At 70.5% G+C, this 20,349-nt stretch carries 19 protein-coding genes; 16 read left to right on the top strand and 3 right to left on the bottom strand.

What is annotated here, in order from left to right; genetic code table 11:
- Positions 1-157: 157 nt before the first annotated feature.
- The 6 genes from K883_RS24390 to K883_RS24365 are packed head-to-tail and all read left to right on the top strand — an operon-like array spanning position 158 to position 6,869.
- A complete protein-coding gene (locus tag K883_RS24390; protein WP_036456085.1) occupies positions 158-916 on the top strand; it encodes a GntR family transcriptional regulator in 759 nt (252 codons plus the stop codon).
- A complete protein-coding gene (locus K883_RS24385) occupies positions 913-1,143 on the top strand; it encodes a 4Fe-4S dicluster domain-containing protein (protein WP_008258228.1) in 231 nt (76 codons plus the stop codon). The genes K883_RS24390 and K883_RS24385 overlap by 4 nt, the downstream gene beginning before the upstream one ends.
- Positions 1,144-1,169: 26 nt before the next feature.
- Complete coding sequence (locus tag K883_RS24380) at positions 1,170-2,558, top strand: ABC transporter substrate-binding protein (RefSeq protein WP_020822983.1); 1,389 nt, start codon at positions 1,170-1,172, stop codon at positions 2,556-2,558.
- Positions 2,555-3,412, top strand: coding sequence for an ABC transporter permease (locus K883_RS24375; RefSeq protein WP_026071322.1), 858 nt, complete (start codon positions 2,555-2,557; stop codon positions 3,410-3,412). The genes K883_RS24380 and K883_RS24375 overlap by 4 nt, the downstream gene beginning before the upstream one ends.
- On the top strand, positions 3,409-4,158 hold the full coding sequence (locus K883_RS24370; RefSeq protein WP_036456083.1) for an ABC transporter ATP-binding protein: 750 nt from the start codon (positions 3,409-3,411) through the stop codon (positions 4,156-4,158). Before K883_RS24375 ends, K883_RS24370 begins: the two co-directional genes overlap by 4 nt.
- A complete protein-coding gene (locus K883_RS24365; RefSeq protein WP_081914408.1) occupies positions 4,155-6,869 on the top strand; it encodes a fumarate reductase/succinate dehydrogenase flavoprotein subunit in 2,715 nt (904 codons plus the stop codon). Before K883_RS24370 ends, K883_RS24365 begins: the two co-directional genes overlap by 4 nt.
- Here the strand turns inward: K883_RS24365 and K883_RS24360 are convergent, their stop codons facing one another.
- Positions 6,870-7,409: a GNAT family N-acetyltransferase gene (locus K883_RS24360; RefSeq protein WP_036456081.1), complete on the bottom strand. Its 540-nt coding sequence runs from the start codon at positions 7,407-7,409 to the stop codon at positions 6,870-6,872.
- Positions 7,410-7,422: 13 nt separating this feature from the next.
- The gene (locus K883_RS24355) at positions 7,423-8,637 is read right to left on the bottom strand and encodes a serine hydrolase domain-containing protein (protein ID WP_036456079.1); all 1,215 of its coding nucleotides are present in this window, start codon (positions 8,635-8,637) and stop codon (positions 7,423-7,425) included.
- A gap of 444 nt (positions 8,638-9,081) precedes the next feature.
- Here K883_RS24355 and pyrR point away from each other — a divergent pair, with 444 nt between their 5' ends.
- From pyrR to pyrF, 7 genes are read left to right on the top strand one after another with little or no spacing between them, the layout of a single operon-like run.
- On the top strand, positions 9,082-9,663 hold the full coding sequence (pyrR, locus tag K883_RS24350) for a bifunctional pyr operon transcriptional regulator/uracil phosphoribosyltransferase PyrR (RefSeq protein WP_036456077.1): 582 nt from the start codon (positions 9,082-9,084) through the stop codon (positions 9,661-9,663).
- On the top strand, positions 9,660-10,619 hold the full coding sequence (locus tag K883_RS24345; protein ID WP_036456075.1) for an aspartate carbamoyltransferase catalytic subunit: 960 nt from the start codon (positions 9,660-9,662) through the stop codon (positions 10,617-10,619). Before pyrR ends, K883_RS24345 begins: the two co-directional genes overlap by 4 nt.
- Positions 10,616-11,908 (top strand): dihydroorotase, encoded by a 1,293-nt coding sequence (locus tag K883_RS24340; protein WP_036456073.1) that lies wholly within the window; start codon positions 10,616-10,618, stop codon positions 11,906-11,908. The genes K883_RS24345 and K883_RS24340 overlap by 4 nt, the downstream gene beginning before the upstream one ends.
- Positions 11,905-12,420, top strand: coding sequence for a PH-like domain-containing protein (locus K883_RS24335; protein WP_036456195.1), 516 nt, complete (start codon positions 11,905-11,907; stop codon positions 12,418-12,420). Before K883_RS24340 ends, K883_RS24335 begins: the two co-directional genes overlap by 4 nt.
- Positions 12,417-13,553 (top strand): glutamine-hydrolyzing carbamoyl-phosphate synthase small subunit, encoded by a 1,137-nt coding sequence (gene carA / locus K883_RS24330; RefSeq protein WP_036456072.1) that lies wholly within the window; start codon positions 12,417-12,419, stop codon positions 13,551-13,553. Before K883_RS24335 ends, carA begins: the two co-directional genes overlap by 4 nt.
- Positions 13,553-16,918, top strand: coding sequence for a carbamoyl-phosphate synthase large subunit (carB, locus tag K883_RS24325; protein WP_036456070.1), 3,366 nt, complete (start codon positions 13,553-13,555; stop codon positions 16,916-16,918). The genes carA and carB overlap by 1 nt, the downstream gene beginning before the upstream one ends.
- Complete coding sequence (gene pyrF / locus K883_RS24320; protein WP_008258199.1) at positions 16,915-17,739, top strand: orotidine-5'-phosphate decarboxylase; 825 nt, start codon at positions 16,915-16,917, stop codon at positions 17,737-17,739. The genes carB and pyrF overlap by 4 nt, the downstream gene beginning before the upstream one ends.
- A 56-nt stretch (positions 17,740-17,795) precedes the next feature.
- On the opposite strand, the gene K883_RS24315 is transcribed toward pyrF, so the two are convergent.
- A complete protein-coding gene (locus K883_RS24315; RefSeq protein WP_008258197.1) occupies positions 17,796-18,218 on the bottom strand; it encodes a TOBE domain-containing protein in 423 nt (140 codons plus the stop codon).
- 634 nt (positions 18,219-18,852) lie between these two features.
- On the opposite strand from K883_RS24315, the gene mihF reads away from it, so the two are divergent.
- The 3 genes from mihF (at position 18,853) to rpoZ (ending at position 20,328) form a co-directional block, all read left to right on the top strand.
- Positions 18,853-19,167 carry an integration host factor, actinobacterial type gene (gene mihF / locus K883_RS24310; protein WP_007171927.1) on the top strand — a complete coding sequence of 105 codons (315 nt, stop codon included), beginning with the start codon at positions 18,853-18,855 and terminating at the stop codon, positions 19,165-19,167.
- A gap of 88 nt (positions 19,168-19,255) precedes the next feature.
- Positions 19,256-19,927, top strand: coding sequence for a guanylate kinase (gene gmk / locus K883_RS24305; protein WP_086426995.1), 672 nt, complete (start codon positions 19,256-19,258; stop codon positions 19,925-19,927).
- A gap of 74 nt (positions 19,928-20,001) precedes the next feature.
- A complete protein-coding gene (rpoZ, locus tag K883_RS24300; RefSeq protein ID WP_008258195.1) occupies positions 20,002-20,328 on the top strand; it encodes a DNA-directed RNA polymerase subunit omega in 327 nt (108 codons plus the stop codon).
- The last annotated feature ends 21 nt before the right edge of the window (positions 20,329-20,349 follow it).

Here is a 20,349-nt window from a genome sequence, read left to right as displayed (position 1 = left end):
CAACACCTGCGGATCGCCGCAGGTGGCGCAATGGCGCGTCGGGCCGAGGTTTTCGCTGGTCGGGTGTGAACGGGACCCGGCGCAATGCGGCCGGGCGCCGTCGCCGACGCTGCCCGGCGGCCCGGAAAGGGCCCCTGAGCTGCGTTAGCGTGGCGGCGTGGCGCAACCAGTACCCGTCGGGGATGTTCAAGGCTCGCGGGCCAGCCGCGCCCGCCGGGTCGCCGACGTGTTGCGCCAGCAGATCCACGCCGACGCCTACCCGGACGGCCTGCCGGCCGAACTCGATCTGGCCGCCGAGTTCTCGGTCTCGCGCAACACCGTTCGCGAAGCGCTGACCGTCCTCAAGCACGAGGGGCTGATCGACCGCGGGCCCAGGGTCGGCACCCACGTCGCGCAGCGCAAGTACGCCCACGGGCTCGACGCGCTGCTGGGCCTGAAGGAAACGTTCAAGGATCTCGGCGAGGTGCGCAACGAGGTGCGGGCGGCCATGCCTGTCACCGCGCCGCCGTCGGTGGCCCGTCGGTTGCGGCTGAAACCGGGGGAGCAGGCGGTGTTCGTCGAGCGGCTGCGCTACCTCGGGGACCTGCCGCTCAGCCTGGACCTCACCTACCTCGCCCCGGACATCGGCGCCCAGGTCCTGAACCATCCCCTGGAAACCGACGACCTGTTCGCGCTCATCGAGGAGGTCAGCGGGCAGCGGCTGGGCTCGGCGGCGTTGGCACTCGAGGCCATCCCCGCCGACGCGCACTCGGCGGCCACGCTGCAGGTGCCCGACGGCGCGGCGCTGCTGATGCTCGAGCGCCTCACCAGCCTCGCCGACGGCACCCCCGTCGACCTCGAGTACATCCGGATGCGCGGGGACCGAATCACCATGCGCGGCAATCTTGTCCGAGCCGAAACGAGGAGCAACCCATGACGCTGATCAACAACACGCGCGCGGACGTGCCGGTGACGATCGACGAGTCGCTGTGCATCGACGGCTGCACGCTGTGCGTGGAGGTCTGCCCGCTCGACGCGCTGGCCATCAACCCCGACACCGGCAAGGCCTTCATGCATGTCGACGAATGCTGGTACTGCGGCCCCTGCGCGGCCCGCTGTCCGACTGGCGCCGTCACCGTCAACATGCCCTATCTCCTTCGCTGAAAAGCGTTTATCCCCAGGATTCTTCGATGAAACGACACGCCGTCTGGCCGGCGTCGGTGATGATCGCGATCGCCGCGCTGCTCTCCGGGTGCTCGCTGGAATCCCTGTCGCAGTCATCCGGCGTGGTCAACGTGGTGGTGGGATACCAGTCCAAGACCATCAACACCGTCACCGCGGGCACGCTGCTGCGCGCACAGGGCTACTTCGAACGCCGCCTTGCCGACATCACCACCCGCACCGGCACCAAATACGCGGTGCGGTGGCAGGATTACGACACCGGCGCCCCGATCACCGCGCAGATGCTCGCCGAGAAGATCGACATCGGCTCGATGGGCGACTATCCGATGCTGATCAACGGCTCCAAGACGCAGGCTAACCCGTTGGCCCGCACCGAGATCGTCTCCATCACCGGCTACAACCCCAAGGGCGCCCTCAACATGGTGGTGGTGACCCCGGATTCGCGCGCCAAGGGCCTGGCCGACCTCGCCGGCACCAAGGTCTCCGCCAGCGTCGGGTCGGCCGGCCACGGCACCCTGGTGCGCGCGCTGGGCAGGGCCGGCGTCACCGGCGTCGAGGTGCTCAACCAGCAACCGCAGGTCGGGGCGTCGGCGCTGGAATCCGGTCAGGTACAGGCGCTTTCGCAATTCGTCGCCTGGCCGGGGCTGCTGGTCTATCAGGGCAAGGCCAAGCTGCTCTACGACGGGGCCGAGCTGAACCTGCCCACCCTGCACGGTGTGGTGGTGCGCCGCTCCTACGCGTCGGCGCACCCGGAGGTGCTGGGCGCCTTCCTGCAGGCGCAGTTGGACGCCACCGATTTCATCAACGACAAGCCGCTGCAGGCCGCCCGCATCGTGGCCAAGGAAAGCGGGCTGCCCCAGGAGGTCGTCTACCTCTACAACGGTCCCGGGGGCACATCGTTCGACACCACGCTGAAGCCGTCGCTGGTCGAGGCGCTGAAAAGCGATGTGCCGTACCTGAAGTCGATCGGTGACTTCGCCGATCTCGATGTGGCGAAGTTCGTCGTGGACGAACCGCTGCGCGCGGTGTTCACCGCCCGCGGCCTCGACTATGCGGCGTCGCGGGCGCGCACCGCCAACCCGTCGGCGCTGCGCGGCGACCCCGCGCTGGCCAGCGAGCTGTGGCTGGACGGGGCCGACGCCACGCAGACGGTCGCGACCCCGACCGCGCTGCTGCAGGCCGTGCGGGACGCGGTCAGCCACGGAGCCAAGGTCCGCGCCGCCTACGTTCCCGACGCCGAACTCGGCACCCGCTGGTTCGCCGACAAGGCGTTCTGGGTCAAAGACGGGCAGAACTACCTGCCGTTCGGCACCCCGGCCGGGGCGAACCGGTACCTCGCCGGTCACCCGCGCGGTGTCGCCATGGATTACCAAGAGGCACTGGGAGGTTCGGTATGACTGCCCAAGTGGTGGCCGATCAAGTCCTCGGCGTCGTCTCGACGCCCGCGGTGGCGCGGCCGCGGCGGATCGCGGCGCGGTGGCAATCTCGGCTGCTGCGGCTGGCGTCGGTGGCCGCCGCGATCGGGGTGTGGCAGTTGCTCACCGCGGACAAGGTGCGGCTGCTGCTGCGGTTCGACACGCTGCCCACCGTCACCGAGATCGTCAACGCGCTGCACCGCCGGCTCGGCACCGGCGAGTACTGGCTCGACCTGGCGCAGTCGCTGATCCGCATCCTGACGGGGTTCGGCCTGGCCGCCGTCGTCGGCGTCGCGACCGGTGTGCTGCTGGGCCGCTCGCGGTTGTTCGCCGACGTGTTCGGGCCGCTGGTGGAGCTGGCCCGGCCCATCCCGGCCATCGCCATGGTGCCGGTGGCCATCCTGCTGTTCCCGACCGACGAGGCCGGCATCGTGTTCATCACGTTCCTGGCGGCCTATTTCCCGATCATGGTCTCCACCCGGCACGCCGTGCGCGCGCTGCCCACCCTGTGGGAGGACTCGGTGCGCACGCTCGGCGGCGGCCGCTGGCAGGTGCTCACCCAGGTGGTGCTGCCCGGCATCCTGCCGGGTGTGTTCGGCGGGTTGTCCGTCGGCATGGGCGTGGCCTGGATCTGCGTGATCTCCGCCGAGATGATCTCCGGGCGCCTGGGCGTCGGCTACCGCACCTGGCAGGACTACACCGTGCTGGCCTATCCCCGGGTGTTCGTCGGCATCATCACCATCGGCGTGCTGGGATTCGTGACATCGGCGGCCGTCGAATTGGTGGGCCGCCGCGTGACCCGCTGGCTGCCGCGCGCCCAGGAGGGCGCACGATGACCGCGACCAAGACCGGGATGGGCCTCGAGCTGGACCGGGTTCGCTTGTCCTACAACGGTCCTGCGGTGATCGACGACCTGAGCCTGGTGGTGCGGCCGGGGGAGATCCTGGTGCTGACCGGGCCGTCGGGCTGCGGCAAGTCGACCGTGCTGCGCGCCCTGGCCGGCCTGCTTTCACCCGACGGCGGCCGCGTGCTGGCCGACGGCGACCCCGTCGAAACCACCTCGGGCGACCGGGGAATGGTGTTCCAGGACAACGCATTACTGCCCTGGCGCACCGTCCGGTCCAACATCGAATTGGCGCTGCGCCTGCGCGGCGCACCCCGGGCCGGCCGGCGCGCCGCGGCCGAACGCTGGATCGACGAACTCGGGCTCACCGGGTTCGGCAACTATTTGCCCAAGAGCCTGTCCGGCGGGATGCGCCAGCGCGTCCAGCTCGCGCGGGGCCTGGCCGGGGCGCCCCGGGCGGTGATGATGGACGAGCCGTTCGGCGCGCTGGACACCCAGACGCGGGCCGCCATGCAGCGGCTGCTGATCGACACCTGGCGCACCCACCCGACCACGATCGTTTTCGTCACCCACGACGTCGATGAGGCGCTGGCGCTCGGCGACCGCATCGTGGTGCTGGGCCGCGCCGGTGAGCCCGTGCGTGCCTCGATCGAGGTGCCGGAGCCGCGCAGCGACCGGCCACAGCAGGAGTTGCGCGCGCAGATCATCGCCGCGCTGAACCACGCGGAGGTCCCATGATGCAGATTCCCGACCCGGCGGCTCCGGTGCGGCTCGACTGTGACGTCCTGGTCATCGGCGGCGGGACCGCCGGCACCATGGCGGCGCTGTCCGCCGCCGAGAACGGCGCGCAGGTGCTGTTGCTGGAGAAGGCCCACGTGCGGCACTCGGGCGCCCTGGCGATGGGCATGGACGGCGTCAACAACGCGGTGATCCCCGGCAAGGCCGAACCCGAGGACTACGTCGCCGAGATCACCCGCGCCAACGACGGAATCGTCAACCAGCGCACCATCTATCAGACCGCGACCCGCGGGTTCGCGATGGTGCAGCGTCTGGAGCGCTACGGGGTGAAGTTCGAGAAGAACGAGCACGGTGAATACGCCGTGCGCCGGGTGCACCGCTCGGGGTCCTACGTGCTGCCGATGCCCGAGGGCAAGGACGTGAAAAAGGCGCTGTACCGGGTGCTGAGGCAACGGTCGATGCGCGAGAAGATCCGGATCGAGAACCGGCTGATGCCGGTGCGGGTGCTGGTGGATGGCGGCCGTGCGGTGGGCGCCGCGGCGCTGAACACGCGCAGCGGCGAGTTCGTCACCGTCGGCGCCAAGGCGGTCATCCTGGCGACCGGGGCGTGCGGCCGGCTCGGGCTGCCCGCGTCGGGCTACCTGTACGGCACGTACGAGAACCCGACCAACGCCGGGGACGGCTACTCGATGGCCTACCACGCGGGCGCCGAGCTGTCGGGCATCGAATGCTTCCAGGTCAACCCGCTGATCAAGGACTACAACGGGCCGGCATGCGCGTACGTGGCCAATCCCTTTGGCGGATACCAGGTCAACGCGCACGGCGAGCGGTTCGTGGACTCCGACTACTGGTCGGGGCAGATGATGGCCGAGGTCAAAAGCGAGATCGACTCCGCGCGCGGGCCCATCTATCTCAAGGTGACGCATCTGTCCGACGAGACGCTGACGGCGCTGGAAAACATCCTGCACACCACCGAACGGCCCACCCGGGGCACGTTCCACGCCAACCGGGGCCACGACTACCGCACCCACGACATCGAGATGCACATCTCCGAGATCGGTTTGTGCAGTGGGCATTCCGCGTCCGGCGTGTGGGTCGACGAGCAGGCCCGCACCACGGTGCCCGGCCTGTACGCCGCCGGGGACATGGCCTGCGTCCCGCACAACTACATGATCGGGGCGTTCGTGTTCGGCGACCTCGCCGGCACGCACGCCGCGTCCACCCTGGCCGACGTCGCCGCGCCGCAACGGCTTCCGTCCGACCAGGTGCGCGAGGCGCACGAGCTGATCTACCGGCCGCTGCGCCACCCCGACGGGCCGCCGCAGCCGCAGGTCGAATACAAGCTGCGCCGCTTCGTCAACGACTATGTCGCCCCGCCCAAGACGGCGGCCAAACTGTCGCTCGCGATCCGCACCTTCGAGCGGATGAGCGAGGAGATCGCCGAGATGGGCGCCCGCAACCCGCACGAGCTGATGCGCGCGGTGGAGGTGTCGTTCATCCGGGACTGCGCCGAGATGGCCGCCCGATCCTCGCACACCCGCACCGAATCGCGGTGGGGCCTCTATCACGACCGCGCCGATCTGCCCGGCCGCGACGACGCCCAGTGGGGCTACCACCTCAACCTTCGCAAAGACGCCGGCGGCGAGATGGTGTTCCTCAAGCGGCCGGTGGCGCCGTACTTCGTGCCGGTCCCGGAGCTGGACGGCCTGCCGCCCACCGACCGGACCGTGTACCCGGTGGAGGAGCCGCCGCTGATCGGCGGCCAGGCGACCGCCACGGCCGTGTCCCGAATCGCCCCGGCGACAACGGCTTTCGAGCCGCCCTCGCCCCGCATCGCCGAGGTGCTGGCGCTCGAGGAGCCGACGGTCGCCGACCTGGCGCGCTACCTCGCCGACCCCGATCCCGGCGTGCGCCGCACCGCGGTGGCCACGCTGACCGAGCACATCCCCGACGGGTACGCCCCCGCGCTGTTGGCGGCGCTGGGCGACGACGACGCGGCCGTGCGCCACACCGGCGCCGACGGGATCCGCGAACTGGTCGAGGTGCTGCCCGAGCCCGAAAAGGCCCGGGAATACCTGGATTCGGCCGACCGCGTGGTGCGGGCGGCGGCGCTGTACGTGCTGGCGGCACGCCGCGCCGGTGACGGCGCCCACTACCGCCGCGCCCTCGCCGACGCCGATCATCGGGTGCGCATCGAGGCGGTGCGCGCGCTGGTTTCCGTCGACGACGTGCAGGGCGTCGTCGACGCCGCCGGCGACGAGAACCGGGAGGTCCGGATCGCTGCGGCCGCCGGGTTGGCGACGCTAGCGGCGGTGGCAGCCCCCGCTAGCGCAGCGGTGCGCGGGCTGGTCGCCGACACCGACCCGTTGGTCCGCGCCGCCGGCCTCGCCGCGCTGGGTGAGATAGGTTGCGGCCACGACGATTACGTCGCCGTCACGCAGGCGCTACGGGCCCCGGCCTGGCAGGTGCGCGAGGGCGCGGCGCGCGCGCTGGCCGGCGCGGCGGCGGATTTCGCGGTTCCCCAGCTGTCCGAGGCGCTCAGCGACGCGCACCTGGACGTGCGCAAGGCGGCTGTGCTCAGCCTGACGCGCTGGGCGGCCGAACCCGACGCCCGCGCCGCGCTCGGGATCGCGCTCAAGGACAGCGACGCCGACGTGCGCGCCTACGCGCGCCGGGCGCTGGAGCACGACGGTTCGCTGCGCAGCGGCTAGTCAGCGCAGGATCTTGGCGTAGAGCAGGCTGTCCTGCGGCTCGGGTCCCATGGTGGGGTAGACGGCGTGCCGGGCCAGCCGGCCCTCCAGGAAGAAGCCCGCGTGCTCGAGCAGGCGCGCCGAGCGTTCGTTGTCGACGCTGCAGGTGGCCCAGACCCGATACACGTCGCGATCGGCGTCGAGCGCGGTGAGCAGCATGCCGAGCACCTCCGACATCAGGCCCTTGCCCCACCACCGCCGGCCCAGGCAGTAGCCGATCTCGACCGAGTGCGCCGCCGTGCGCCGGCAGCTGGCCAGCCCGACGACCTCGCCGCGGTGCCGCAGTTCGATCACCCAGGTCTTCTCGTCGGCGGCCGCGTTGAGCTTTTCGGTGATCACCCGCCGCGTCGCCGCGACGTCGGGATGCGGTGCCCACAGCAGATACTTGGTGACCTGCGGATCGCGCGCGACCCGCTGGAACAGCGGCCCGGCGTCGTCGAGCGTGGGCAGGCGCAGGGTCAGCCGCGGCCCGTTGATGCGGTCGGGTGGGTAGTCGGGCATGGCGATGCGCCCTTTAGAGGCCGAGCGCGCGGTAGGTGTTGCGGACGAATCTCGGTTGGGCCGTGCGGAGTTTGGCCAGCGACGTGTTGCCCGCGACGGCCGTGGCCGCGTCGACGGTCAGGTCCGGCAGATTCTGGATGAGGTAGATCAGGATCAGATCCGCGGTGGGATCGGCCTGCCACCAGGTTCCGTAGGCGCCGGGCCAGCTGAACGTGCCGACGCCGCCGGGTCCGAACAGCGGTGTGCTTTTTGCCGGATCGGTCACCACCGACAGGTTCAGCCCGAAGCCGCGGCCGACCCAATACGGCGCGCCCAGGAAGTTGTGCCGCTTCTGCTCGTCGGTCAGCCGGTCGGTGCGCATCAGCCGCACGGACTCCTCCGAGAGCACCCGCACACCGTCGATCGTTCCGCCGCCGAGCAGCATCCGCACGAAGCGCAGGTAATCGTCGGCGCTCGACCACAACCCGCCGCCGGCATTGCAGAACGACGGCGGCGTGAGGTGCGGCGGGCCCATCACGCCGTGCTGCAGCTGGTGCTCGTTGGTGAGCCGGTACATGGTCGCCGCGCGGCGCCGCGCCTCGGCGGTGACGAAGAACCCGGTGTCGGTCATGCCCGCCGGACCCAGGATCCGTTCGTCGAGAACCTGATGGAACGGCTTGCCGTCGATGCGGGAAGCTATGACGCCCAGCAGGTCGATGGAGTGGCTGTAGGTGACCCGCTCGCCGGGTTGGTGCACCAGCGGCAGCTTGGCCAGCTCGGCCAGCCACGCGTCCGGGCCCTGATTGAACGGCAGCCGCATGTAGGCCTTGGCGATCGGGCCGGACACCGAGAATCCGTACGCCAGGCCGCTGGTATGGGTGAGTAGGTCCTCGATGAGGATGGCGCGGTTCACCGGGTGGGTGCGGTCCAACGGGCCATGCGGATCGTCGAGCACCCGCACGCCGGCCAGCTCCGGCGCCCAGCGCACGACCGGATCCTTGAGCGTCAGCTTGCCCTCGTCGACCAGGCTCATGATCGTCGCGACCGTCACCGGCTTCGTCATCGACGCGATGCGAAACAGCGTGTCCCGCTGCATCGGCAGGCCCGCGTCCACGTCGCGGTAGCCGATCTCGTTGACCTGCAGCAGTTCTCCGCGCTGCCATACCACCGTCACCGCGCCGGCAAGCAGGCCGGCGTCGCACACCTCGCGGACGGAGGCCGCGTTGCCGTCAAGGGTCGAGCGATTCACCCGGTCAGGTTAGCGGGCCGGCGCCGCCGCGCGACCGGCGCCGCCGCGCGCGGACGCGGCGCAACGCGCGCCGACGGACCGTCCAATTCTCCTCCCACGCGTCACTGGGCGAAGCGATAGGTGTTTTGCCCGCCTCCGAGCGACAACGGGCCGGGACCGCGGGCCGTGGCGGTGCCGGCAGCGGCGGTGCCGGGCCGTGGCGGTGCCGGCCGCGGCGGTGCCGGGCCGCGGCGGTGCCGCCCGGCAACTTGTCGCTGTGAGGTGGGCACACATCGTGTCCCTCCCCGAAGAGACTCGTGGGACGGGTGTGACGAGCGCGACCGGGGAGCGATGCGCGCCACACGCGGCCGGCGCCGCCGCCCCCGAAATTAGTGCTACGCTGCCGTGCAGTCGACATCCTTTAACGATCCGTCCGGTGAGGCGGAGAAGGAGGTCAAGTTTCGTATGGGTGCTGCGGGCGACACGCGCTCAGGCAGTGATTCCCGGGAATTGATGTCGGCGGCCGACGTGGGCCGCACCATTTCCCGTATCGCACACCAGATCATCGAAAAGACGGCCCTCGACGGCCCCGACGCTCCGCGGGTCGTGCTGCTGGGTATTCCCACTCGCGGCGTGATCCTGGCCGAACGCCTGGCCGGCAACATCGGCGAATACAGCGGCGGCTCTCCCTCCAACGTCGCCTGGGGTGCTTTGGACATCACCCTGTACCGCGACGACCTGATGCAAAAACCACCCCGGCCGCTGGAAGCCACCTCGATCCCGGCCGGCGGCATCGACGACGCCTTGGTGATCCTGGTCGACGACGTGCTCTACTCCGGCCGCTCGGTGCGCTCCGCCCTGGACGCGCTGCGCGACGTCGGCCGCCCCCGGGTGGTGCAGCTGGCGGTGCTGGTCGACCGGGGCCACCGCGAACTGCCGCTGCGCGCCGACTACGTGGGCAAGAACGTCCCCACCTCACGCAGCGAGAGCGTGCACGTGTTGTTGCGGGAGAGCGACGGTGACGACGGGGTGGTGATCTCGCGATGACCCGCCACCTGCTTGCCGCCGGCGACCTGAGCCTCGACGACGCCACCGCCATCCTCGACGATGCCGACCGCTTCGCCCAGGCGCTGGTCGGCCGCGAGATCAAGAAACTGCCGACGCTGCGCGGCCGCACCATCGTGACGATGTTCTACGAGAACTCGACCCGCACCCGGGTGTCCTTCGAGGTGGCCGGCAAGTGGATGAGCGCCGACGTGATCAACGTCAGCGCCGCCGGATCGTCGGTGGGCAAGGGCGAGTCGCTGCGCGACACCGCGCTGACGCTGCGGGCCGCCGGGGCCGACGCGCTGATCATCCGGCACCCGGCGTCGGGGGCCGCGCACCTGCTTGCCGAATGGACATGCGCCGACGGCGATTCCGGCCCCTCGGTGATCAACGCCGGCGACGGCACCCATGAGCACCCGACGCAGGCGCTGCTGGACGCGCTCACCATCCGCCAGCGGCTCGGCGGCATCGAGGGCCGGCGGGTCGTGATCGTCGGCGACGTCCTGCACAGCCGGGTCGCCCGCTCCAACGTCATGCTGCTGCACACCCTGGGCGCCGAAGTGGTGCTGGTGGCACCGCCGACGCTGCTGCCGGTCGGCGTCGACGGCTGGCCGGTGACGGTGTCGAACGACTTCGACGCCGAGCTGCCCGCCGCCGACGCGGTGCTGATGCTGCGCGTGCAGGCCGAGCGGATGAACGGCGGCTTCTTCCCGTCGGTGCGCGAATACTCGTCCCTGTACGGGCTGTCCGATCGCCGCCAGGCGATGCTGCCCGGGCACGCCGTGGTGCTGCACCCCGGGCCGATGCTGCGCGGCATGGAGATCGCGTCATCGGTGGCCGATTCGTCGCAATCGGCCGTGCTGCAACAGGTTTCCAATGGTGTGCACGTGCGGATGGCGGTGCTGTTCCACGTGCTGGTGGGTACCGAGTCGGCCGGAAGCGAGGGGGCCGCATGAGCGTGTTGCTGCGCGGGGTTCGGCTGTACGGCGAAGGCGACCGCGTCGACGTCCTGGCCGAGGACGGTCAGATCGCCGAGATCGGCCCGGGATTGCACATCCCCGACACGGCCGACGTGATCGACGCGACGGGCCAGGTGCTGCTGCCGGGGTTCGTCGACCTGCACACCCACCTGCGCGAGCCGGGCCGCGAATACGCCGAAGACATCGAAACCGGTTCGGCCGCCGCGGCTTTGGGCGGCTACACGGCGGTGTTCGCGATGGCCAACACCAACCCGGTCGCCGACAGCCCGGTGGTCACCGACCACGTCTGGCATCGGGGCCAGGAGGTCGGCCTGGTGGACGTGCACCCGGTGGGCGCCGTCACCGTCGGGCTGGCCGGCAAGGAGCTCACCGAGATGGGCATGATGGCCGCCGGGGCCGCGCAGGTGCGGATGTTCTCCGACGACGGCATCTGCGTGCACGATCCGCTGGTGATGCGCCGCGCCCTCGAGTACGCCACCGGGCTGGGCGTGCTCGTCGCCCAGCACGCCGAGGAGCCCCGGCTGACCGTCGGCGCCGTCGCCCACGAGGGACCCACCGCCGCCCGGCTGGGCCTGTCCGGATGGCCGCGGGCCGCCGAGGAATCCATCGTCGCCCGTGACGCGCTGCTGGCGCGCGACGCCGGCGCCCGCGTGCACATCTGCCACGCCTCCACCGCGGGCACCGTCGAGATCGTGAAATGGGCTAAGGATCAAGGGATTTCGATCACCGCCGAGGTCACCCCGCACCACCTGATGCTCGACGACAGCCGGCTGTCCAGCTACGACGGGCGTAACCGCGTCAACCCGCCGCTGCGCGAGGCCGCCGACGCGGTGGCGCTGCGCGAGGCGCTGGCCGACGGCGTCATCGACTGCGTGGCCACCGATCACGCCCCGCACGCCGAGCACGAGAAGTGCGTGGAGTTCTCCGCGGCGCGGCCCGGCATGCTGGGACTGCAGACGGCGCTGTCGATCGTCGTGCAGACGATGGTCATCCCGGGGCTGCTGACCTGGCGTGGCCTCGCCCGGGTGATGAGCGAGAACCCCGCGCGCATCGTGGGTCTGCCCGATCACGGCCGGCCGCTGGAAGTGGGGGAGCCGGCCAACCTGACCGTGGTGGACCCCGACGCCTCCTGGACCGTCGCCGGGCCCGACCTGGCCAGCCGGTCGGCCAACACGCCCTACGAAGCGATGACCCTGCCCGCCACCGTGACCGCGACCCTGCTGCGCGGCAAGGTCACCTGCCGAGACGGGAAGTGCCCGGCATGAATTCGGGCACGCTGGTGGGGTCGCTGATCTTCGCGGCCGTGCTGGTGGTGGTGATCACGGTGGTGATCCAGCTGATGATGCGCAGCTGGCAGCGCCGCGCGCAGCGGCAGGCGGAGCTGATCGGCGACCTGCCGCGGATCCCGGACCAGGTCGGTGCGGCGAGCATCACCACCCGCGGCCACTATTGCGGGTCCATGATGGCGCCGGGCTGGAACGAGCGGATCGCGGCGGGCGATCTCGGTTACCGCAGCAAAGCGGTGCTGACCCGCTACGCCGGGGGCATCATGGTGGAACGCCTGCGGGCCCACCCGATTTGGATTCCACAGGACTCGATCACGGCCATCCGCATGGAGCGCGGAATGGCGGTCAGGCCGGCCCGGATCGGCATTCTGGCGATCCGCTGGCGGCTGCCGTCGGGCGTCGAGATCGACACCGGTTTCCGGGCGGATCACCGCCATGACTACGACCCGTGGCTGGAGGAACGGGATGGCCAGGAGAATGAGGTCGCGTGAGCAGTAAGGCCCTATTGGTACTCGAAGACGGCCGCGTCTTCACCGGCACCCCGTTCGGCAAGATCGGCCAAACACTGGGCGAGGCCGTGTTTTCCACCGGCATGTCCGGTTACCAGGAGACGCTGACCGATCCCAGTTACCACCGCCAGATCGTGGTGGCCACCGCGCCGCAGATCGGCAACACCGGCTGGAACGGCGAGGACGCCGAGAGCCGCGGCGACAAGATCTGGGTCGCCGGCTACGCGGTGCGCGATCCCTCGCCGCGCCCGTCCAACTGGCGGGCCACCGGCACCCTGGAGGACGAACTGATCCGCCAGCACGTCGTCGGGATCGCCGGCATCGACACCCGGGCGGTGGTGCGGCACCTGCGCACCCGCGGCTCGATGAAGGCCGGCGTGTTCTCCGGGGACGCGCTCGCCGACCCCGACGAGCTGTTGCAGCGGGTGCGGGGCCAGCAGTCCATGCTGGGCGCCGACCTGGCCGGAGAGGTCAGCACGCCGGACACCTACATCGTGGAACCCGAAGGGGAGCCCCGGTTTACGGTGGCCGCGCTGGACCTGGGCATCAAGACCAACACGCCGCGCAACTTCGCCCGCCGCGGCATCCGCACCCACGTGCTGGCGTCCTCGGCGACCTACCGGCAGATCGCCGACATCAAACCGGACGGCGTGTTCCTGTCCAACGGCCCGGGCGACCCCGCCACCGCCGACCACATCGTGGCGGTGACCCGCGAGGTGCTGGGCGCCGGAATCCCGTTGTTCGGCATCTGTTTCGGCAACCAGATCCTGGGCCGCGCGCTGGGCCTGTCCACCTACAAGATGGTGTTCGGTCACCGCGGCATCAACATCCCGGTGATCGACCACGCCACCGGGCGGGTGGCGGTGACCGCACAGAATCACGGCTTCGCGCTCGAGGGGGAGGCCGGACAGTCCTTCGACACGCCGTTCGGCCAGGCGATCGTCAGCCACACGTGCGCCAACGACGGGGTGGTCGAGGGTGTCAAACTCGCCGACGGGCGGGCCTTTTCGGTCCAATACCATCCCGAGGCCGCCGCCGGGCCGCACGACGCGAATTACCTGTTCGACCAATTCATCGAGTTGATGGCGGACCCAAACCGCGGAAAGGGGCGGTAGTGCCGCGTCGCACCGATTTGCGTCACGTCCTGGTGATCGGCTCCGGGCCGATCGTCATCGGTCAGGCCTGCGAGTTCGACTACTCGGGCACCCAGGCCTGCCGGGTGCTGCGGGCCGAGGGCCTGGAGGTCAGCCTGGTCAACTCCAACCCGGCGACCATCATGACCGACCCGGAGTACGCCGACCACACCTACGTCGAGCCGATCACCGCCGCATTCGTCGAGAAGGTGATCGCCCAGCAGGCCGAGCGCGGCAACAAGATCGACGCCCTGCTGGCCACCCTGGGCGGGCAGACCGCGCTCAACACCGCGGTCGCGCTCTACGAGAACGGGGCGCTGGAGCGCCACGGCGTGGAGCTCATCGGGGCCGACTTCGACGCCATCCAGCGCGGCGAGGACCGGCAGATGTTCAAGGACATCGTCGCCAAGGTGGGCGGTGAATCCGCCCGCAGCCGAGTGTGTTTCACCATGGAAGAGGTCCGCGAGACGGTCTCCGAGCTGGGCCTGCCCGTGGTGGTGCGGCCCAGCTTCACCATGGGCGGCCTGGGTTCGGGGATGGCGCGATCCGTCGAGGAGGTCGACCGGATGGCCGGCGCCGGGCTGGCCGAAAGCCCGAGTGCCAACGTGCTCATCGAGGAATCGATCTACGGCTGGAAGGAATTCGAGCTCGAGTTGATGCGCGACGGCAACGACAACGTCGTCGTGGTGTGCTCGATCGAGAACTTCGACCCGATGGGCGTGCACACCGGTGATTCGGTCACCGTCGCGCCGGCCATGACGCTGACCGACCGCGAATACCAGCGGATGCGGGACCTGGGCATCGCGATCCTGCGCGAGGTGGGCGTGGACACCGGGGGCTGCAACATCCAGTTCGCGATCAACCCGGCCGACGGCCGCCTGATCGTCATCGAGATGAACCCCCGGGTGTCGCGGTCAAGCGCCTTGGCGTCCAAGGCCACCGGCTTCCCGATCGCCAAGATCGCCGCCAAGCTGGCCATCGGCTACACCCTCGACGAGATCGTCAATGACATCACCAAGGAGACGCCGGCCTGCTTCGAGCCCACCCTGGACTACGTGGTGGTCAAGGCCCCGCGGTTCGCCTTCGAGAAATTCCCGGGCGCCGATCCCACCCTGACCACCACGATGAAATCCGTCGGCGAGGCAATGTCGTTGGGCCGCAACTTCATCGAGGCGCTGGGCAAGGTGATGCGCTCGCTCGAGACCAGCCGCACGGGCTTTTGGACCAAGCCCGACCCCGACGGCGACGTCGAGGAGGTGCTGAGCCGGCTGCGCACCCCGACCGAGGGCCGCCTCTACGACATCGAACTGGCGCTGCGCCTGGGCGCTTCGGTGGAACGCGTCGCCGAGGCCAGCGGCGTCGACCCGTGGTTCGTCGCGCAGATCGGCGAGCTGATCACGCTGCGCGCCGAACTGATCGCCGCCCCGGTCCTCGACGCCGACCTGCTGCGGCGCGGCAAGCACAACGGGCTTTCGGACCGCCAGATCGCCGCGCTGCGGCCGGAATTGGCCGGCGAGAACGGGGTGCGCTCGCTGCGCGAGCGCCTCGGCGTGCACCCGGTGTACAAGACCGTGGACACCTGCGCGGCGGAGTTCGAGGCCAAGACGCCGTATCACTACAGCAGCTACGAGCTCGACCCCGCCGCCGAGACCGAGGTGGCCCCGCAGACCCAGAAACCCAAGGTGCTGATCCTGGGTTCGGGCCCCAACCGGATCGGGCAGGGCATCGAATTCGACTACAGCTGCGTGCACGCGGCAACGACGTTGAGCCAGGCCGGTTTCGAGACCGTGATGGTCAACTGCAACCCCGAGACCGTGTCGACCGACTACGACACCGCCGACCGGCTGTACTTCGAACCGCTCACCTTCGAGGACGTCCTGGAGGTGTTCCGCGCCGAGCAACAATCGGCCGGGGACGGGCCGGGGGTGGTCGGGGTGATCGTGCAACTCGGCGGTCAAACCCCGCTCGGGCTGGCGCAACGCCTCGCCGACGCCGGCGTGCCGATCGTCGGCACCCCGCCGGAAGCCATCGACCTGGCCGAGGACCGCGGCGCGTTCGGCGACGTGCTGACCGCGGCCGGCCTGCCGGCGCCGAAGTACGGCACCGCAACCACTTTCGACCAGGCCCGCCGGATCGCCGAAGACATCGGATACCCGGTGCTGGTGCGCCCGTCCTACGTGCTGGGCGGTCGCGGCATGGAGATCGTCTACGACGAGGAGACGCTGCGGGGCTACATCACCCGCGCGACCGAGCTCTCGCCCGAACACCCCGTGTTGGTCGACCGCTTCCTCGAAGACGCCGTGGAGATCGACGTCGACGCGCTCTGCGACGGCACCGAGGTGTACATCGGCGGCATCATGGAGCACATCGAGGAGGCCGGCATCCACTCCGGCGACTCGGCCTGCGCGCTGCCGCCGGTCACGCTGGGCCGCAGCGACATCGAGAAGGTGCGCCGCGCGACCGAGTCCATCGCGCACGGCATCGGCGTGGTGGGGCTGCTGAACGTGCAATACGCGCTCAAGGACGACGTGCTCTACGTCCTCGAGGCCAACCCGCGGGCCAGCCGCACGGTGCCGTTCGTGTCCAAGGCCACCGCGATCCCGCTCGCCAAGGCGTGCGCCCGGGTCATGTTGGGCGCCAGCATCTCCCAGCTTCGCGAGGAGGGTCTGCTGGCGGCGTCCGGGGACGGGGCGCACGCGGCGCTGGACGCCCCCATCGCCGTCAAGGAGGCGGTGTTGCCCTTCCACCGCTTCCGCCGCATCGACGGCGCCGCCATCGATTCGCTGCTCGGCCCGGAAATGAAGTCCACCGGCGAGGTGATGGGAATCGACCGCGACTTCGGCAGCGCGTTCGCCAAGAGCCAGACCGCCGCCTACGGGTCGCTGCCGGCGCGGGGCACGATCTTCGTGTCGGTCGCCAACCGCGACAAGCGCTCGCTGGTGTTTCCCGTCAAGCGCCTGGCCGACCTGGGATTCCGCGTCCTCGCCACCGAGGGCACCGCGGAGATGTTGCGCCGCAACGGGATTCCGTGCGACGAAGTGCGCAAGCACTTCGAGGACCCGCAGCCGGGGCGGCCGGCGCAGTCGGCGGTGGACGTGATCAAGGCCGGCGAGGTCGACATGGTGATCAACACCCCCTACGGCAATTCCGGTCCGCGCATCGACGGCTACGAAATCCGTTCGGCCGCCGTGTCGGTCAACATCCCCTGCGTCACTACGGTGCAGGGCGCGTCGGCCGCGGTGCAGGGCATCGAAGCGGGCATCCGCGGCGACATCGGCGTGCGCAGCCTGCAGGAGCTGCACAGCCAGATCGGCCAGGGCGGCCTGCCCGGAAACGGGGCCCGGTGACCGGCTTCGGGGTCCGGCTGAGCGACGCGAAAGCCGAACGCGGACCGCTGTGCGTGGGCATCGACCCGCACCCCGAGCTGCTGCGGGCCTGGGGGCTGCCCACCACCGCCGACGGGCTGGCCGCGTTCTGCGACATCTGCATCGAGGCGTTCTCCGGCTTCGCCGTCGTCAAGCCGCAGGTGGCGTTCTTCGAGGCGTACGGCGCGGCCGGATTCGCGGTGCTGGAACGCACCATCGCGGCCCTGCGGTCGGCCGGCGTGCTGGTGCTGGCCGACGCCAAGCGCGGCGACATCGGAACGACGATGGCCGCCTATGCCGCCGCCTGGGCGGGGGATTCGCCGCTGGCCGCCGACGCGGTGACGGCCACGCCGTACCTGGGGTTCGGGTCGTTGCGGCCGCTGCTGGAAGCCGCCGCCGCGCACGACCGGGGGGTGTTCGTGCTCGCCGCGACCTCCAACCCGGAGGGCGCGACCGTGCAGCGGGCCGCCTTCGACGGCCGCACGGTGGCCCAGCTGGTCGTCGACCAGGCGGCCGTGGTGAATCGGTCCGCGACCCCGTCCGGGCCCGGATACGTCGGCGTCGTCGTGGGCGCGACGGTGCTGCAGGCGCCCGATCTCAGCGCCCTGGGTGGGCCCGTCCTGGTGCCAGGCCTCGGGGTGCAGGGCGGGCGGCCCGAGGCGCTCGCCGGGCTGGGCGGCGCCGAGCCGGGGCAGCTGCTGCCCGCGGTCGCGCGCGAGGTGCTGCGGGCCGGACCGGGGGTGGCGGAGCTGCGCGGGGCGGCCGAACGGATGCTGGACGCCGTCGCCTACCTGGCGGTGTGAGCTAGTCCGATGGCGGCGACCCGCTGCGCCCGGCTACGCCGCGCTTGCGATCGCCGCTAGTCCGACGCCAGCGCCGTGCTGGGCTGGGCCGTTTCAACGATGACGGTGGTGGCCTTGACGACGGCCACCGCGACGCTGCCGGGCCGCAGCTGCAACTCCTCGGCGGCCTCGGTGCTCATCAGCGAGACGACGGTGAACGGGCCGCACTGCATCTCCACCTGGGTCATCACCTTGTCGCTGACCACTGCGGTGACCAGCCCGACGAAGCGGTTGCGGGCCGAGCTGCCGATGCTGAGCGGGTCGGCCGGCGGCGCGGGCGCGTTGCTGCGGGAGAAGCGGGCGAGGTCCTCGCTGGCGATCACTTTGCGGCCGGCCGCGTCGTGACTGACCTCCAACGCCCCCTGGTTGATCCAGCGCCGCACAGTGTCATCACTGACGCCGAGCAGCTCAGCCGCCTGGCGAATTCGCAGGTTGGACACGCCCCGATGGTATCCGATCCACGACCGCGGATTAGCTGATACGCGGCCGGGGCCGCCGCCTTCCCGCGGGTACGGAACGCCCTCAGGCCACGCTCCCGTTCCTGCGGTGACACGTCCCCCGCCGACGCGAATCCGCGGAAGCGACACGCCCGCCGCCGTGGGGCCCGGGCGGCACACACGACCCCGCGGGACCCCTCGCGGCCCGCGCGGCCGCGGGGCGGCGGCGCTGGCCTGCCCTTTGACCGGCCGAACGCGACACGCGCGACACGCCGCGACGAATGCGTGATCCCTCGCACCGCCCCGCGCGGGTGCGCGCCGGCGCGTTTCCGGGCGACCCCGTCGTCGCACCCCACGACGGGCCCTGCGGATAAAGTTGCTGGTAGATGGCTTGGCGGCGGCCCAAAACGAGCCGCGCCGGGCCCCTCGGCACGGCATCGCGGCGGGCGCCGTCGACGTCGCCCGGCGGGCCGCTTTGGGGGGACACGCGCCGTTGCATGCTGGGAGTTTGCCCCGTTAAGCAGGGGGGCGGGTTAGATTTCGTCAGGAGGCCTGAGTACGGTCGTCTCCGCTGGCAGAAGAACCGGCGAGACAAAATGAGATCGATTGAAATTGATTGATCAGATACGGAGGAATCGTGGCCCTTCCCCAGTTGACCGACGAGCAGCGCGCGGCCGCGTTGGAGAAGGCGGCTGCCGCACGTCGTGCACGAGCAGAGCTCAAGGACCGGCTGAAGCGTGGCGGCACCAACCTCACCCAGGTGCTCAAGGACGCCGAGACCGACGAAGTCCTGGGCAAGATGAAGGTTTCGGCGCTTCTCGAGGCATTGCCCAAGGTGGGCAAGGTCAAGGCGCAGGAAATCATGACTGAGCTGGAGATCGCCCCCACCCGCCGCCTGCGCGGCCTCGGCGACCGTCAGCGCAAGGCCCTGCTGGAAAAGTTCGGCTCCTAACCCGGCCGCCGACAATGCAGGCCGAACGGCCTGAGGAGAAGGCGGGCAAACCGACCCGAGCCGTGGGCGCACCCGCCCGGGAGCGCCGATGAACGGCGGCGGGGGACCGGACATCCAGCACGGGGCACGTCCCGAACCATCGCGTGCGGGGCGTGTGGTCGTGCTGTCCGGTCCCTCCGCGGTCGGCAAGTCGACCGTGGTCCGATGCCTGCGCGAGCGGGTCCCGGACCTGCATTTCAGCGTCTCGGCCACCACGCGGGCGCCCCGGCCCGGCGAGGTCGACGGCGTCGACTACCACTTCGTCAGCCCCGCCCGCTTCCAGCAGCTCATCGACGAGGGCGCCCTGCTGGAGTGGGCCGAAATTCACGCGGGCCTGCACCGCTCGGGCACCCTGGCCGAACCGGTTCGCGACGCCACCGCCCGCGGATTCCCGGTCCTGATCGAGGTGGACCTGGCCGGGGCCAGGGCCGTGAAGACGGCGATGCCCGACGCCCTGACGGTGTTTTTGGCGCCGCCCAGCTGGGAGGACTTGGAGGCCAGGCTCGTCGGCCGCGGCACCGAGACCCCGGAGGTCATGCGGCGGCGCCTCGAGACGGCCCGCATCGAAATGGCGGCCCGTGACGACTTCGACCGGGTGGTCGTCAACCGTCGATTGGAGTCTGCGTGCGCCGAATTGGTATCCTTGCTGGTGGGAACTGCCCCGGACCGGCACGACCCGGCTGGCCAGACCGAAAGCCAGACCACATCCAATCAAGATTGAGCACCGAACTTTTCGCCGGCGATCAGCCGTTTTGGGCTCTGGCCCGCCTTCGAACGTAGAGGAGATTGACCTCAGTGACTATTCCGCAGTCCGACGCCGCGCTGGCCGCCGTCCCCGACAGGTTCGACCTGTCCGCCGGGGCGCCGGGCGCCTACGACACCCCGCTGGGCATCACCAACCCGCCCATCGACGAGCTGCTGGACCGGGTCTCGAGCAAGTACGCCCTGGTCATCTATGCGGCCAAGCGGGCCCGCCAGATCAACGATTACTACAACCAGCTCGGCGAGGGCATCCTCGAGTACGTGGGGCCGCTGGTCGAGCCGGGGCTGCAGGAGAAGCCGCTCTCGATCGCGCTCCGCGAGATCCACGGCGACCTGCTCGAGCACACCGAGGGCGAGTAACAGGGCCGGGCCGGGCGCGCT

Origin of the sequence: Mycobacterium sp. TKK-01-0059 (assembly GCF_000709305.1) — a bacterium.
Taxonomy (GTDB): domain Bacteria; phylum Actinomycetota; class Actinomycetes; order Mycobacteriales; family Mycobacteriaceae; genus Mycobacterium; species Mycobacterium intracellulare.
Note: the sequence above shows the minus strand (reverse complement) of the source record. Positions and strands in the feature narration are given on the sequence as shown.